Consider the following 14,940-nt stretch of genomic DNA (forward strand, 5'->3'; position numbering starts at 1 on the left):
CCGGCGCGCAGTGGGCGGGCAGCGCCCTCAGGGCGTGCCTCGGCGACAGGCGCGGGTGCATCGGGCAGCACGCCCTTGATCACCGGCGTCTGCTTGTTGGTGGGCTCTTGCGAGCGGCGCGTCACGGCGGTGGGGTCTTCCACTTCTTCGGCGAGCTTGTAGCTGGCTTCGATGTGGTCCAGGCGCGGGTCGTCGTGTTTCAGGCGCTCCAGACGGTAGTTGGGCGTTTCCAGTGTCTTGTTGGGCACCATCAGCACGGCCACGCGCTGCTTGAGTTCGATCTTGGCGATCTCGGTGCGCTTTTCGTTCAGCAGGAACGAGGCCACTTCCACCGGCACCTGGCAGTGCACGGCGGCCGTGTTGTCCTTCATCGATTCTTCTTGAATGATGCGCAGGATCTGCAGGGCCGACGATTCGGTGTCGCGGATGTGGCCCGAGCCGCCGCAGCGGGGGCAGGGGATGGACGAGCCTTCGCTCAAGGCGGGCTTGAGGCGCTGGCGGCTCATTTCCATCAGGCCGAACTTGCTGATGGTGCCGAACTGCACGCGGGCGCGGTCCTGGCGCAGGGCGTCGCGCAGGCGGTTTTCCACTTCACGGCGGTTCTTCGACTCTTCCATGTCGATGAAGTCGATCACGATCAGGCCGCCCAGGTCGCGCAGGCGCATCTGGCGGGCCACTTCGTCGGCGGCTTCCAGGTTGGTGCGGGTGGCGGTTTCCTCGATGTCGCCGCCCTTGATGGCACGGGCGGAGTTCACGTCCACGCTGACCAGCGCTTCGGTGTGGTCGATCACGATGGCGCCGCCGGAGGGCAGCTGCACGGTGCGGGCGTAGGCCGATTCGATCTGGTGCTCGATCTGGAAGCGGCTGAACAGGGCCGCGTCGTCGCGGTAGCGCTTTACGCGGGCGGCATGCTCGGGCATGACGTGCGCCATGAACTGCTGTGCCTGTTCGTAGATGTCGTCGGTATCGATGAGGATGTCACCGATGTCGTTGTTGAAGTAGTCGCGGATCGCGCGGATGACCAGGCTCGATTCCTGGTAAATCAGGAAGGCGCCCTTGCCACCCTTGGCGGCGCCGTCGATGGCGTTCCACAGCTTGAGCAGGTAGTTCAGGTCCCACTGCAGCTCGGGCGCGGTGCGGCCAATGCCAGCGGTGCGCGCGATGATGGACATGCCGTTCGGGTATTCCAGCTGGTCCATCGCCTCCTTGAGCTCGGCGCGGTCCTCGCCCTCGATGCGGCGCGAAACGCCACCGCCACGGGGGTTGTTGGGCATCAGCACCACGTAGCGTCCGGCCAGCGAGACGAAGGTGGTCAGGGCCGCGCCCTTGTTGCCGCGTTCTTCCTTTTCGACCTGGACCAGCAGTTCCTGGCCTTCCTTGATCACTTCATTGATGCGCGCCTGGTTGGGCGAGACGCCCGGCGTGAAGTAGCTGCGCGAGATTTCCTTGAACGGCAGAAAGCCGTGGCGGTCTTCGCCGTAATCCACGAAACAGGCTTCCAGCGAGGGCTCGACGCGCGTGACGACGGCCTTGTAGATGTTGCCCTTGCGCTGCTCGCGGCCCTCAATCTCGATTTCGTAGTCGAGCAGCTTCTGGCCGTCGACAATGGCCAGGCGCCGTTCTTCGGGCTGCGTGGCGTTGATGAGCATCCGCTTCATGATGCGATTCCTTCCGTGTTTCGCGGGCAGCGGCGGTGCAGCCAATTCAAGCAGGCTGCGCGGGCTGCCGCCCACAGTTTCCAAACCAATACAACAAGCTCTACAGGAGCTGTGAATGCCTGGACTGACGCATCGAAACGAAGGGAATTGCCGGGGATGCCGTGGGGCCGTCGAGCGCTAGCTCAGCGGGGGTGGCAAGGGCGCGTGGATGGGGGCGAGTGGGAATGCGCGCAGTTGTGCTATTGGAGTAATAGCTGATTGCGCAGGCAGGATAAGCGCTTGAGGCGATTTGACGCCCCATAGCGAGGGCAAGCGCCACCGCCACAAGGTCAATATCCATGCCATCAGCAACCACATGCTCGCTTCGATCCGCTGGCAGATGCTGCCCTGGTGGGGCGGATCTGCCAGCTTGGGGGATTCCGTATCAGTGTTTCAATTTGTCAGCCCGCCGTGCGGCGTACAGGCCACTGCAGGCATCCGGCCTGCAATCTGCATATACGACGCCCGCCGGCATCGACCTGCCTGCACGAACGCAAGGGGTTGTGTGGACTAAACTCCAGACAAATCAACCACTTACACATTGACGCGCAGGTGAAACACATTATAGGGGGCAAACCGTCATCCGACCGCACCCCAGCAGCCCCCCTTCCCGCCGCCCGCCTGGTGGAGGTCGACGAGGACTCTGCAGGCCAGCGCCTCGACAATTTTCTGCTGCGCCACTTGAAGGGCGTACCCAAGACCCACGTCTACCGCATCATCCGCAGCGGCGAAGTGCGCATCAACAAGGGCCGGGCCAATGCCGACACCCGCCTGGCAGCGGGCGACGTGGTGCGCCTGCCGCCCGTGCGCATTTCCGACAAGGTGGCCGAAAAGGCCGAGCGGCCTGCCCCGGCGCGGGAATTCCCCGTCCTGCTTGAAGACGAGCACGTGATCGCCCTCGACAAGCCGGCTGGCGTGGCCGTGCACGGCGGTAGCGGCGTGAGCTTTGGTGTGATCGAGCAACTGCGCCAGGCGCGGCCCGCTGCCAGGTTTCTGGAGCTGGTGCATCGGCTCGACCGTGAAACCTCGGGCATCCTGCTGGTGGCCAAGAAGAGGTCAGCACTTACTCACCTGCAGGACCAGTTCCGTGAACGCGAGACGGGCAAGACCTACCTGGCGCTGGTGACGGGCGACTGGCCTGCCAACAAGAAAGTGATCGACCTGCCTCTGCACAAATACCTGCAGGCCGACGGTGAGCGCCGCGTGCGCGTGACCACTGCCGACGACCCCGACGGCATGCGTTCCGTCACGCTGGTCAAGGTGCGCCAGGCGGTGCCCGCGCGCCCGATGCAGGGCTTGCCCGCCATGAGCCTGCTGGAGGTGACCATCAAGACCGGGCGCACGCACCAGATCCGTGTGCACCTGGCCAGCCAGGGCCACCCCATCGTGGGCGACGACAAATATGGCGACTTCGATCTGAACAAGCGCCTGCAGAAACAGGGGATGCGGCGCATGTTCCTTCATGCATGGAGGTTACAGTTCATGCACCCGGCCTCCGGCGAACGCGTGGTGCTGCATGCTGCGCTGCCGTCGGAGCTGGCCGATTTTGTTCCCGCTCCCTGATTGCGCCATGTCTTCCCCTAACCGCTCGCGCCGCTTCGACCTCATTGCCTTCGACTGGGACGGCACCCTGTTCGACTCCACGGCCATCATCGTGCGCAGCATCCAGGAGGCCGTGCGCGACGTGGGCGGCGCGGTGCCCACCGACCAGGCCGCTGCCTACGTGATCGGCATGGCGCTGCCGCAAGCTTTGGCCCACGCCGCGCCCGACGTTCCGCCCGAGAAATACCCCGAGCTTGGAAACCGCTACCGTTTCCACTATCTGCAGCACCAGGATGACCTGTGCCTGTTCGATGGCGTGCTGCCTCTGTTGTCGGATCTGCGGGCGCGTGGCCACCTGCTGGCGGTGGCCACCGGCAAGAGCCGGCGGGGCCTGGACGAGGCGCTGCACTCGGTGCAGCTCAAGGGCGTGTTCGACAGCTCCCGTACCGCCGACGAAACAGCGGGCAAGCCCCATCCACTGATGCTGCAAGAGCTGATGGCCGAGTTCGACGTGGCGCCCGGGCGTCTTCTCATGATTGGCGACACCACGCACGATCTGCAGATGGCGCAGTCGGCCGGCTGCGCCAGCGTGGGGGTGAGCTACGGCGCCCACGAACCTACCGCCTTCGATGTGCTCAGCCCCTTGCATGTGGCCCATTCGGTGCCCGAGCTGCATGCGTGGCTTCTGTCCAATGCCTGAATTCAGCGCCTGAGCGCTCTCGCGCCACTTCGCCCATGTACGCACCCGACTCCACCGCCATTGCCCTGTGCCGCAGCACCGATCTGCAGGAACGCCACCTGGCCGTTCCTTTTGATGTGGTTTACGCAGGCCAGACCTGCCGTGCCTTTGCGATCCGCTTCGAAGGCCGGGTGCACGCCTACCTGAATCGGTGCACGCACGTGGCGATGGAGATGGATTACCAGCCCGACCGCTTTTTCGACGTCACTGGCCAATGGCTGATCTGCGCCACCCACGGCGCCACTTACCGGCCCGATACCGGCGCGTGCGCGGGTGGACCTTGCCGCGGCGGGCTGGTGAAGATCGCCCTTTCCGAAGTGGACGGGGTGGTGCACTGGCATACTGCCTACAACCTGCAACCTGTCGAGTTCTAGATGCATTACCCCCTAGCCCCTTCGTTCATGCTTTGGATGGCCCCTTCCGGTGCGCCAGCCTGCCACCGTCCGGCCCGCCAGGAGGTGTGAGATGAGCGACTTGCAACGCCCAGGCAACCCCGGTTCGGACGATAAGGCGTCCATTCCGCCCGATCTGTGGGCGCAGGCTGCGACCGAACCCGGCGCAAAAACCGCCGCTCCGGCCAAGGGGGCAATGGAGCCCGGCTGGGAGCGCGCCGCGCTTGAGAAGCTGGCGTTCGCGGCGCTGGAGGAGCAACGCACCGCGCGGCGCTGGCGCATCTTCTTTCGCCTGACCTGGCTGCTGGTGGCATTGCTGGTGGCTTGGGCCGCCCTTTACCAGAGCACCAGCGGCACCAGCAAGTCGGCCCCCCACACCGCTGTGGTGGACATCAAGGGTGAAATCGCCTCGGGGGCCGAGGCCAGCGCCGAACTGGTTGTGGCTGCCATGCGCAGTGCCCTGGAGGATGAGGGCTCGCAGGCGCTGGTGCTGCTGATCAATTCGCCCGGCGGCAGCCCCGTGCAGGCGGGCATCATCAACGACGAGATCGTGCGCCTGAAGGCCAAGTACAACAAGCCCGTTTATGCCGTGGTGGAAGAGACCTGCGCTTCGGCGGCCTATTACATTGCGGCGGCTGCCGACGAGATCTTTGTCGACAAGGCCAGCATCGTGGGAAGCATTGGCGTGCTGATGGACGGCTTCGGCTTCACCGGCACCATGGAAAAACTGGGCGTGGAGCGCCGCCTGCTCACCGCCGGCGAGAACAAGGGTTTTCTGGATCCGTTCAGCCCGCAGACCGAAAAGCAGCGTGCCTACGCGCTCACCATGCTCGACCAGATCCACCAGCAATTCATCGGCGTGGTGAAGGCCGGCCGGGGTGATCGCCTGAAACCCACGCCTGAAACCTTCAGCGGCCTGTTCTGGACGGGCCAGCAGGCCATCGAGATGGGCCTGGCCGACAAGCTTGGCAGCCTGGACTATGTGGCCCGCGAAGTGGTCAAGGCCGAGGACATCATCGACTACACGCGCCGTGAAAACGTGGCCGAACGCCTGGTCAAGCGCTTTGGCGCAGCCATGGGCGCGGGTGCGCTGAAGGCCTTGTCGGCCAGCAACGCAGTGCCCCTGCTGCGCTGAACCCGCCTTCCGCCCGGTGGGCGGGCGTTAGCCCATGGTTCATGGTCAAATTTGCCTGCAGCGCTTATGGAATAAGCGCCATTAGCTCCAAAAATGAGAGCGGAAACGGTGCGACGGCGTGCCTTGGGGTACAGCGGTCAAGCCGCAAGCACGTGCACTGGCAACACACTGCGCGCATTTCGCGGACGCCGCCACCCCATTCTCGGCGTCTCCGCACAAGCCAGCTCCTCGGAAAGTCTGTTCTGCTGCACCGCAGGCGGCAGTGGCCGGCGGTCGGATGGGGGCGATCGGTGCTTGCGGTTGGGCATGCCCCAAGGGTCGGTTGGGGCAGTGCCCGCGCCAGCGGGCGTTTCGCACCACCCGACGGATTTGATGAAATCTAGCGGCCCAGGGCAAACACGACAGGCGTACGGTTGTCCGCCGGCACCGGCTGCTGGCGCCACTGGCGCACCAGTTGGCTGCGGATGCATACCTGCGGCAATGTCAGCCCGCCGGCCAGCGCCAGCCGTGTATGGGGCTGCAGGGTCTGCGTGAGAGCCTGCCACAGGGCTGCGTTGCGGTAGGGCGTTTCGATGAAGAGCTGTGTCTGGCCGGTGCGCAGCGCCACGGACTCGAGCTCGCGAATGCGCTGGGCGCGCTCTTGTGCGTCCTGCGGCAGATAGCCGTTGAAGGCGAAGCTCTGGCCGTTGAGTCCGCTGGCCGCCAGTGCCAGCAGCAGCGAGACGGGCCCGACCAGCGGCACAACCGCAATACCCAGGTCGTGCGCGGCGCGCACCACGGAAGAGCCCGGATCGGCCACGGCGGGCATGCCCGCTTCGCTGACCAGGCCCATGTCATGCCCCGCCAGGGCGGCCGCGAGCAGCGGGCGGGCGTCGAAGGGGGCCGATCCCTTGTCGCCGTGATCGCCCTTCTTGTGCACCTCGCGCGGGAGCTCGGTGATGGCCTGCTCCTGCAGGGGCGCGGCCAGGGGGTGGATGGGGTCGATGCGCTTGAGGTAGGCGCGGGTGCTCTTGGCGTTCTCGCAGATCCAGTGCGTCAGGCTGGCAGCGGTCTTCAGCGTGCCGTCGGGCAGGGCCTGCTGCAGCGGCACCTGGGCGTCGCAGCCGAAATCGAGCGGCGCTGGCACGAGATACAGCGTGCCTGCGGTGGCGGCCGTTGCAGGGGGGGCAGGGCGGGCGCTCATGGCAGGACCACTTCGGCGGCGCGCAGCATGCGGCAGGTGCGGATGAGGGGCAGGCCGATCAATGCCGTCGGATCATCGCTCACGATGGCGTCCAGCAGCGCAATCCCCAGGCCTTCGCTCTTGGCGCTGCCCGCGCAGTCGTAGGGTTCTTCAATGCGCAGGTAGCGTTCTATTTCGCTGTCGGAAAGCGCGCGAAAGCGCACTTCAACCGGGGCCAGGTCCACTTGTTCGAATCCGGTGGCTGCGCACACAACCGCCACGGCGGTCTGGAAGACCACGGTCTGGCCGCTCATCTGGCGCAGCTGGGCCACCGCGCGCTCGTGCGTGCCGGGCTTGCCCAGGGGGGTTCCGTGCAGATCGGCCACCTGGTCCGAACCAATGACCACGGCTTGCGAATACTGGCGCGCCACCGCGTGGGCCTTGGCCAGGGCCAGGCGCAGGGCCAGTGCGCGTGGCGTTTCACCTGCCAGAGGTGTTTCGTCGACATGGGGGGCGGCCGTCTCGAAAGGCAGGTTCAGCCGCGAGAGCAGTTCGCGGCGGTAACGCGAAGTCGAGCCCAATACCAGTGGGCGTGGCGGGGTGGGGGATTGAAGCATCGGCCGATTCTCTTACACTGCCGCCATGACCAAGGAATTCTCCCCCGACCGGCTCGACGTCAAGGCTTTTGCGCAGGCGGGCGGGCAGCTGTCCGGGCATGACTCGCTGCTGAAATACGAGCGGCTGTCACAGGAAGCCAAAGGGTTGCATCCCGACCTGCGGGTGGACTGGAGCGCGGCGGGCGAATTGCGCACTGCGCTGGGTGGCAGTGCCCAGGTGTGGCTGCATGTCCAGGTCAGTGCCACCTTTCCCATGGAATGCCAGCGCTGCCTCGCGCCGGTGGATGTGCCCCTGGCGGTGGAGCGATCCTTCCGCTTCGTGGCCGACGAGGCAACGGCCGAGGCGCTGGACGACGAGAGCGAGGAAGATCTGCTCGCCCTGAGCCGCGAGTTCGACCTGCGTGAGCTCATTGAGGATGAGTTGCTGATGGCCTTGCCCGTGGTGCCCCGGCACGAGGAGTGTCCGACGGCCGTTCCGCTGTCTTCCAGCGACGACGATTTCGACGCTGCCAACGCCGAAAAGCCCAACCCTTTCGCTGCGCTGGCCGGCCTGCGCAAAGAAGAAAAAGGACAGTAATTGGCGTTTGGGATATAATCGAAGGCTTCACGCGAATCCCCTCGTGTCTTTAATGGGCTGATCGCGTTTTTACCAACCCTATTCAAGACCAGGAGCCATCATGGCCGTTCAGCAAAACAAAAAGTCCCCTTCCAAGCGTGGCATGCACCGCTCGCACAATGCCCTGAATGTGCCGGGCATTGCTGTGGAACCCACCACCGGTGAAACGCATCTGCGCCACCACATCAGCCCCAACGGTTTCTACCGTGGCCGTCAGGTGCTGAAGAACAAGTCCGAAGCCTGACCTTCCTTCTTCCCGCAAGGCCCGTTGCTACTGTCGTCGTAGCGCGGGCCTTTGTTTTTACCGTCGCATTTTTCTTCCGGTCCGCCCAGCGGACCGGACAAGTCGCCCATGATCACACTGGCTGTTGACTGCATGGGGGGCGACCATGGCCCCCGCGTCACGCTCGCGGCGTGCCGTCAGTTCCTCGACCATCATTCCGACGCTCGCCTGCTGCTTGTGGGCTTGCCGGAGAGCCTGCAGTCGTTTTCGCACGAACGCGCCACCCTCGTGCCCGCCACGGAAGTGGTGGCCATGGACGATCCCGTCGAGGTGGCACTGCGTCGCAAGAAGGACTCTTCCATGCGCGTTGCCATCCAGCAGGTGAAGGAGGGTACGGCCCTGGCTGCCGTGTCGGCGGGCAATACCGGCGCCCTGATGGCCATCGCTCGCTACATTCTCAAGACGCTGGACGGCATCGATCGCCCGGCCATTGCCACGCAGATGCCCAATGCCCAGGGCGGCGCCACCACGGTGCTCGACTTGGGCGCGAACGTGGATTGCTCGGCCGAGCACCTGCTGCAGTTCGCCGTCATGGGCTCGGCCCTGGTGTCGGTGCTCAAGGGGGCTGGAGAGCCCACGGTGGGGCTTCTCAATATCGGCGAGGAAGTCATCAAGGGCAGCGAAGTTATCAAAAAGGCGGGCGAATTGCTGCGTTCTGCTGCCAAATCGGGTGATTTGAACTTTTTTGGCAATGTGGAAGGCAACGACATCTTCAAGGGCACCGTTGACATCGTGGTGTGTGACGGCTTCGTGGGCAATGTGGCGCTGAAGGCCAGCGAAGGGGTTGCCTCAATGGTGGTGGGCGGGCTCAAGCAGGAGTTTTCGCGCAATATTCTTACCAAGGCTGCTGCCATCGTCGCTTATCCGGTGTTAAAAGCGCTCATGAATCGCATGGATTACCGCCGCTACAACGGCGCGGCGCTGCTGGGTCTGCGCGGCCTTGTTTTCAAGAGCCACGGCTCGGCCGACGTGCTGGCTTTCGAGCAGGCGCTGAACCGGGCGTATGATGCAGCCCGCAACAACCTGCTCGATCGTGTCCGGACCCGGATTGCGCATGCGGCGCCGCTTCTGGTGCCTGCCGCTGCACAGCCACTGCCCGGTGCTGCGGCGACCCCACATTGATGAGAAGCTATTCCCGCATTACCGGCACTGGCAGCTATCTGCCTCCGCTCCGGTTGACCAACGCCGATCTCGTGGCCCAATTGGCGCACAGCGGCATCGAAACCTCTGACGAATGGATTGTGGAGCGCACCGGCATCCGGGCGCGCCACTTTGCGGCGCCCGACGTGGCCTGCAGCGACCTGGCCCTGGAGGCGGCGCGCAAGGCGATCGAAGCGGCGGGCTGCCAGCCCCAGGACATCGACCTGATCATCGTCGCCACGTCCACGCCGGATATGGTGTTCCCGTCCACCGCATGTATTTTGCAGAACAAGCTGGGCGCCAACGGCTGCCCCGCGTTTGACGTGCAAGCCGTTTGTAGTGGCTTTGTCTATGCGCTCACGGTGGCGGACGCCATGATCCAGGCGGGCACCGCACGGCGCGCGTTGGTCGTGGGTGCGGAGGTCTTCAGCCGCATTCTGGATTTCAAGGACCGCACCACCTGCGTGCTGTTTGGCGACGGTGCGGGCGCCGTGGTGCTGGAGGCGTCCGAGACGCCCGGCATCCTGGCCAGCGATCTGCACGCCGATGGGCGCCATGTCGGCATTCTGTGCGTGCCGGGGGGCGTTTCGGGCGGCCAGGTGCTGGGCGATCCCCTGCTCAAGATGGATGGGCAGGCCGTGTTCAAGCTGGCGGTGGGCGTGCTGGAAAAGGCGGCCCGTGCCGCCTTGGAAAAAGCCCATCTGACCGACGCCGACATTGACTGGCTGATCCCTCACCAGGCCAATATCCGCATTATGCAAAGCACGGCCAGGAAACTGGGGCTTTCGATGGACAAGGTGGTGGTGACCGTGGACCAGCACGGCAATACCTCTGCGGCATCGATCCCGCTGGCGCTGGACCATGCCGTGCGCACTGGGCAGGTCCAAAAGGACCAGACTTTGCTGCTTGAAGGCGTGGGTGGCGGGTTCACCTGGGGTGCTGTGCTCCTGAAACTATAGCTATATGCGCTTGATGGACAAGCGCAAGAGGCTTTTTTGCTTGATATCCGGTTTATGAAATCCTTTGCATTTGTCTTTCCTGGGCAGGGTTCGCAATCAGTGGGCATGCTCGACGCCTGGGGTGACCACCCGATCGTGGCCCAGACCCTGCAAGAAGCGTCAGACGCCCTGGGCGAGGATGTGGCCCTGTTGATCAAGGACGGCCCCAAGGAAGCCCTGGCCCTGACCACCAACACACAGCCTGTGATGCTCGTGGCCGGCGTTGCCGCCTGGCGTGCATGGCGCGCGGAGCGCGGTGCGATGCCCCTCGCGGTGGCGGGGCATTCGCTGGGTGAATATTCTGCGCTGGTGGCAGCCGGCGTGTTGACACTGGCACAGGCCGCGCCGCTCGTGCGCCTGCGTGCTGCCGCCATGCAGGAGGCGGTGCCTGTCGGTGCCGGCGCCATGGCGGCCATCCTGGGCATGGAGGCGTCCAAGGTCATCGCCGGCTGCGCCGAAGCGGTGGCGTCGTTCGGCCCTGGCACTGCGGAAGTGGTCGAGGCTGTGAATTTCAACGATCCGGTGCAGACCGTGATTGCGGGCACCAAGGCGGGTGTCGACAAGGCCTGCGAGATGCTGAAGGCCGCGGGTGCCAAGCGTGCGCTGCTGCTGCCGGTTTCGGCGCCGTTCCATTCCAGTCTGATGAAGCCCGCTGCCGAGAAGCTGCGGGCCGCGCTGGCGGACGTCGTGCTGGGTGCGCCTCAGATTCCTGTACTCAACAACGTGGACGTGGCCGTGCAACAGGAAGCCGATGCCATTCGCGACGCGCTCTACCGCCAGGCCTTTGGCCCCGTGCGCTGGGTGGAGTGCGTGCAGGCGCTCAAGGCGCGCGGCGTCAGCCATGTCATCGAATGCGGTCCCGGCAAGGTGCTGGCGGGCCTGACCAAGCGCATCGACCCCGAATTGGTGGGTGCGGCACTGTTTGATCCGGCCACGCTGGCCGAAACCCGGGAGTTGTTGGCATGACGGAATCGACATCGGCAGCGCAGGTGGCGCTGGTCACCGGTGCATCGCGCGGCATTGGTGCGGCGATTGCCCTGGAACTTGCCGTGCGCGGCTACCAGGTCGTGGGCACGGCCACCAGCGAAGAGGGTGCGCAGCGGATTGGCAAGGCACTGTCGGCCTACCCAGGCTGTCGGGGTGCCAACCTGAACGTCAATGATGGAGCGGCCGTCGAGGCACTGGTGGATTCCATCGTCAAGCAGCAGGGCGGCTTGCATGTGCTGGTCAACAATGCCGGCATCACGCGCGACACCCTGGCGATGCGGATGAAGGACGAGGATTGGGATGCCGTGCTCGACACGAATCTCAAGGCCGTGTTCCGCGTCAGCCGTGCGGCCATCCGCCCGATGATGAAGCAGCGGTTTGGCCGCATCATCAGCATCACCAGCGTGGTGGGAGCCTCGGGCAACCCAGGGCAGGCGAACTACGCCGCCGCGAAGGCCGGTGTGGCCGGCATGACGCGCGCCCTGGCCCGCGAACTGGGCAGCCGCGGTATCACTGTCAATTGCGTGGCGCCTGGTTTCATCGAGACCGACATGACCGCCAACCTGCCTGAAGAGCAGCAAAAGGCACTGCAATCGCAGATCGCCCTGGGCCATTTGGGCAAGCCCGCCGACATCGCCCATGCGGTGGCCTACCTGGCCTCGCGCGGGGCAGGCTATGTGACGGGGCAGGAATTGCACGTCAATGGCGGCATGTACATGTAATTGTTGAGAGTTAACGTCGGTTCATCCGTGCGGCGGGTCGGGTTGGGGGACTTTCTCCAAGCGGCTAGAATCGCGGATTCATTCACAACCCCCAGAGGGAAACCATGAGCGATATCGAAGCACGCGTCAAAAAAATCATTGCCGAACAACTCGGTGTTGAAGAGTCCCAAGTTACCAACGAAAAAGCTTTCGTGGCAGATCTCGGCGCTGACTCGCTGGATACGGTCGAACTGGTGATGGCCCTCGAAGACGAGTTCGGCATCGAGATTCCTGACGAAGATGCAGAGAAGATCACGACGGTGCAGAACGCCATCGACTACGCCAACACCCACCAGAAAGCCTGAGCAGGCGTTTATCGCCTGACTTGAGCGATCAGCAGAAGGTTTTACGCATGAGCCGTCGTCGCGTTGTCGTGACCGGCCTGGGTTGCATCAGCCCCGTGGGCAACACGGTGGCCGATTCCTGGGCCAACATCCTGGCCGGAAAATCCGGCATTGACCTCATTACGAAGTTCGACGCGTCGAACTTTTCCTGCAAGATCGCAGGCGAGGTCAAGGGATTTGATCTGGAGTCGTACATCAGCGCCAAGGATGCGCGCGCGATGGACACCTTCATCCATTTCGGTATTGCTGCGGCGGCCCAGGCGGTGCAGGATGCGGGTTTGCCCACGGGAGACGCGCTGGACGAGGAACTCGCCACCCGCATCGCCTGTGTGATCGGTTCCGGCATCGGCGGCCTGCCGCTGATCGAGAACACCCATGCCGAGTTGACCAACCGCGGTCCTCGGCGCATCACTCCTTTTTTCGTGCCCGCTTCCATCATCAACATGGTGGCTGGGCATGTGTCCATGCGGTTCGGCTTCAAGGGGCCCAATCTGTCGGTGGTGACAGCCTGTACCACAGGGCTGCATTGCATCGGTGAAGCCGGGCGCATGATTGAATATGGCGACGCCGACATCGCCGTGGCCGGTGGCACCGAATCCACCGTGTCGCCGCTTGGCGTGGGCGGCTTTGCCGCCATGCGTGCCCTCTCCACCCGCAATGACGACCCCAAAACGGCTTCGCGCCCCTGGGACCGCGAGCGCGATGGATTCGTGCTAGGGGAAGGCGCGGGGGTCATGGTGCTTGAAGAGTACGAGCATGCCAAGGCCCGCGGCGCGAAGATCTATGCCGAGTTGAGTGGTTTTGGCATGAGCGCCGATGCAGGTCACATGACAGCCCCTAGTATGGACGGCCCCCGCCGGGCCATGCTGAGTGCCTTGCGCAATGCCGGGATCAACGCCGATCAGGTGGACTATCTCAATGCCCACGGCACGTCCACTCCACTTGGCGACCTCAACGAAACCAATGCCATCAAGGCGGCCTTGGGCGAGCACGCGTACAAGACCGTGGTCAGCTCGACCAAGTCGATGACGGGGCACTTGCTCGGCGGCGCCGGCGGCATCGAAAGTGTGTTCACCGTGCTGGCCCTGCACCAGCAGAAGGCGCCGCCAACGATCAACCTCTTCAACCAGGATCCCGAGTGCGACCTGGACTATTGCGCCAACACCGCACGTGACATGCGCATTGATGTGGCCGTCAAGAACAACTTTGGCTTTGGCGGCACCAACGGTACACTGGTTTTCCGGCGGGTGTGATGCGCCTGGGCCGCCAGTTGGACTGGAGGCCACACATCGGTGGTATCGAGCACAGTGCAGCTCCACCGCGCGGGTGGAGGTTGCGGCTCACTGACCTCCTGACCTGAGCGGGGCCGATCTTGCGCACCGGTGCTCGTCCATTCACTGCGCCTGCTGTGCAGTACCCAACAAGCCGCGGCTATTTTTTGCTGTGGATCATGCTGATTCTGCTGGTGGCGGGTGGCGGAGCGCTGCTGGGCTGGTGGTTCGAAGGCGCAGGCGCGTCTCTGCCGCGCGCAGGGTGGGCCGGGCTGGTCTGGCTGGTTGCGGCTTTGGCCGTGTGGTACTCGAGGCTGAACACGGTGACCGGCACCTTGCGCTGGGACGGTGTGCTCTGGCACCTCGATCGCGCTGATGCGGGCTTTGGAGAGCCGGCCCTTGAGGGGACTCTGTGGGTGCGGCTCGATATGCAGGATCGCCTGTGGGTCTGTATGCAAACGCAAGGCGGGCGACGCAATTGGTTGTGGCTTGAGCACAGGGATGCACCACAGCGATGGGGCGATTTGCGGCGTGCGGTATATTCGCGCCCCGGACCGGATGGCTCCCCAGATGGCGGAGCCGCCGCAGCGCGCCCCGAGGCGTGATTTCAAAGTAACAATGACCGTAATTCCTCCCACCACCCCCGCAGACAGCGACCTCCAACTGGTGGAACGAACGGTTGCGGGTGATCAGCGCGCTTACGAGCTGCTGGTCATCAAGTACCAGCGGCGCATCGAGCGCCTGATCAGCCGCATGGTGCGTGACACGGACCTCGTGCCCGACATTGCGCAGGAAACCTTTATTCGTGCCTACCGCGCATTGCACCAGTTCCGTGGCGAAGCGCAGTTCTACACCTGGCTGTACCGGATTGCCGTGAACACGGCCAAGAAAGCGCTGATGGACATGAAGCGCAATCCGGTCATCTCGGAAAACGCCCTGCGCGGCAGCGACGACGAGGATGAAACTTCCCGCCTCGGACACGAACTAACTTCCGACGAAACCCCCGAAACCGTTCTCGCCGCGCGAGAAATCGCCGAGGCAGTGAATGCCGCCATGGAAGCCTTGCCCGACGACCTTCGGCAGGCAGTGACCCTGCGCGAAATCGAGGGACTGACCTATGAAGAGATCGCCGCGGCCATGGATTGCCCCATTGGCACGGTGCGCTCGCGGATTTTCCGGGCGCGCGAAGCGATTTCCGCGCGCGTGCGCCCGTTGCTGGAGAACCAGTCGGGCAAACGTTGGTGATGTGAGAGGTG

General features: G+C 64.3%; 17 protein-coding genes. 14 read left to right on the forward strand and 3 right to left on the reverse strand.

Annotated elements, in window-relative coordinates:
* Positions 1 to 1,658: Rne/Rng family ribonuclease (locus ACDELDRAFT_RS05355; RefSeq protein ID WP_005794227.1), on the reverse strand; the 1,658-nt coding region annotated here is incomplete at its 3' end.
* Positions 1,659 to 2,249: 591 nt separating this feature from the next.
* Here ACDELDRAFT_RS05355 and ACDELDRAFT_RS05360 point away from each other — a divergent pair.
* The 4 genes from ACDELDRAFT_RS05360 to ACDELDRAFT_RS05375 all read left to right on the forward strand — a co-directional run bounded on the left by ACDELDRAFT_RS05360 (position 2,250) and on the right by ACDELDRAFT_RS05375 (position 5,505).
* Positions 2,250 to 3,260 (forward strand): RluA family pseudouridine synthase, encoded by a 1,011-nt coding sequence (locus tag ACDELDRAFT_RS05360; RefSeq protein ID WP_005794229.1) that lies wholly within the window; start codon positions 2,250 to 2,252, stop codon positions 3,258 to 3,260.
* A 7-nt stretch (positions 3,261 to 3,267) separates the two neighbouring features.
* On the forward strand, positions 3,268 to 3,939 hold the full coding sequence (locus ACDELDRAFT_RS05365; RefSeq protein ID WP_005794230.1) for an HAD-IA family hydrolase: 672 nt from the start codon (positions 3,268 to 3,270) through the stop codon (positions 3,937 to 3,939).
* A gap of 35 nt (positions 3,940 to 3,974) precedes the next feature.
* A complete protein-coding gene (locus tag ACDELDRAFT_RS05370) occupies positions 3,975 to 4,352 on the forward strand; it encodes a Rieske (2Fe-2S) protein (protein ID WP_005794232.1) in 378 nt (125 codons plus the stop codon).
* A gap of 91 nt (positions 4,353 to 4,443) precedes the next feature.
* Positions 4,444 to 5,505, forward strand: a complete 1,062-nt coding sequence (locus ACDELDRAFT_RS05375) for a S49 family peptidase (protein ID WP_005794234.1) — start codon at positions 4,444 to 4,446, stop codon at positions 5,503 to 5,505.
* A 379-nt stretch (positions 5,506 to 5,884) separates the two neighbouring features.
* On the opposite strand, the gene ACDELDRAFT_RS05380 is transcribed toward ACDELDRAFT_RS05375, so the two are convergent.
* Together ACDELDRAFT_RS05380 and ACDELDRAFT_RS05385 are read right to left on the reverse strand one after the other, a co-directional pair.
* Positions 5,885 to 6,688 (reverse strand): SAM-dependent methyltransferase, encoded by an 804-nt coding sequence (locus ACDELDRAFT_RS05380; RefSeq protein WP_005794236.1) that lies wholly within the window; start codon positions 6,686 to 6,688, stop codon positions 5,885 to 5,887.
* Complete coding sequence (locus ACDELDRAFT_RS05385) at positions 6,685 to 7,284, reverse strand: Maf family nucleotide pyrophosphatase (RefSeq protein WP_005794238.1); 600 nt, start codon at positions 7,282 to 7,284, stop codon at positions 6,685 to 6,687. Before ACDELDRAFT_RS05385 ends, ACDELDRAFT_RS05380 begins: the two co-directional genes overlap by 4 nt.
* A gap of 25 nt (positions 7,285 to 7,309) precedes the next feature.
* Between ACDELDRAFT_RS05385 and ACDELDRAFT_RS05390 the strand changes: the two genes are divergently transcribed.
* From ACDELDRAFT_RS05390 to rpoE, 10 genes are all read left to right on the forward strand, one after another.
* A complete protein-coding gene (locus ACDELDRAFT_RS05390; protein ID WP_005794240.1) occupies positions 7,310 to 7,861 on the forward strand; it encodes a YceD family protein in 552 nt (183 codons plus the stop codon).
* 100 nt (positions 7,862 to 7,961) lie between these two features.
* Positions 7,962 to 8,144: a 50S ribosomal protein L32 gene (rpmF, locus tag ACDELDRAFT_RS05395; RefSeq protein ID WP_005794249.1), complete on the forward strand. Its 183-nt coding sequence runs from the start codon at positions 7,962 to 7,964 to the stop codon at positions 8,142 to 8,144.
* Positions 8,145 to 8,252: 108 nt separating this feature from the next.
* Positions 8,253 to 9,305 carry a phosphate acyltransferase PlsX gene (gene plsX / locus ACDELDRAFT_RS05400; RefSeq protein WP_005794250.1) on the forward strand — a complete coding sequence of 351 codons (1,053 nt, stop codon included), beginning with the start codon at positions 8,253 to 8,255 and terminating at the stop codon, positions 9,303 to 9,305.
* Positions 9,305 to 10,282, forward strand: coding sequence for a beta-ketoacyl-ACP synthase III (locus ACDELDRAFT_RS05405; RefSeq protein ID WP_005794252.1), 978 nt, complete (start codon positions 9,305 to 9,307; stop codon positions 10,280 to 10,282). The genes plsX and ACDELDRAFT_RS05405 overlap by 1 nt, the downstream gene beginning before the upstream one ends.
* A 54-nt stretch (positions 10,283 to 10,336) precedes the next feature.
* Complete coding sequence (gene fabD / locus ACDELDRAFT_RS05410) at positions 10,337 to 11,287, forward strand: ACP S-malonyltransferase (RefSeq protein ID WP_005794253.1); 951 nt, start codon at positions 10,337 to 10,339, stop codon at positions 11,285 to 11,287.
* Positions 11,284 to 12,030: a 3-oxoacyl-ACP reductase FabG gene (gene fabG / locus ACDELDRAFT_RS05415; RefSeq protein WP_005794254.1), complete on the forward strand. Its 747-nt coding sequence runs from the start codon at positions 11,284 to 11,286 to the stop codon at positions 12,028 to 12,030. Before fabD ends, fabG begins: the two co-directional genes overlap by 4 nt.
* A 104-nt stretch (positions 12,031 to 12,134) precedes the next feature.
* Positions 12,135 to 12,374 (forward strand): acyl carrier protein, encoded by a 240-nt coding sequence (gene acpP, locus ACDELDRAFT_RS05420; protein ID WP_003058049.1) that lies wholly within the window; start codon positions 12,135 to 12,137, stop codon positions 12,372 to 12,374.
* 47 nt (positions 12,375 to 12,421) lie between these two features.
* The gene (gene fabF / locus ACDELDRAFT_RS05425) at positions 12,422 to 13,666 is read left to right on the forward strand and encodes a beta-ketoacyl-ACP synthase II (protein WP_005794292.1); all 1,245 of its coding nucleotides are present in this window, start codon (positions 12,422 to 12,424) and stop codon (positions 13,664 to 13,666) included.
* 197 nt (positions 13,667 to 13,863) lie between these two features.
* A complete protein-coding gene (locus ACDELDRAFT_RS05430) occupies positions 13,864 to 14,289 on the forward strand; it encodes a hypothetical protein (protein WP_157764904.1) in 426 nt (141 codons plus the stop codon).
* A 13-nt stretch (positions 14,290 to 14,302) separates the two neighbouring features.
* Positions 14,303 to 14,929: an RNA polymerase sigma factor RpoE gene (gene rpoE / locus ACDELDRAFT_RS05435; RefSeq protein ID WP_040328199.1), complete on the forward strand. Its 627-nt coding sequence runs from the start codon at positions 14,303 to 14,305 to the stop codon at positions 14,927 to 14,929.
* The last annotated feature ends 11 nt before the right edge of the window (positions 14,930 to 14,940 follow it).

This window comes from Acidovorax delafieldii 2AN (assembly GCF_000175235.1).
Lineage (GTDB): Bacteria > Pseudomonadota > Gammaproteobacteria > Burkholderiales > Burkholderiaceae_C > Acidovorax > Acidovorax delafieldii_B.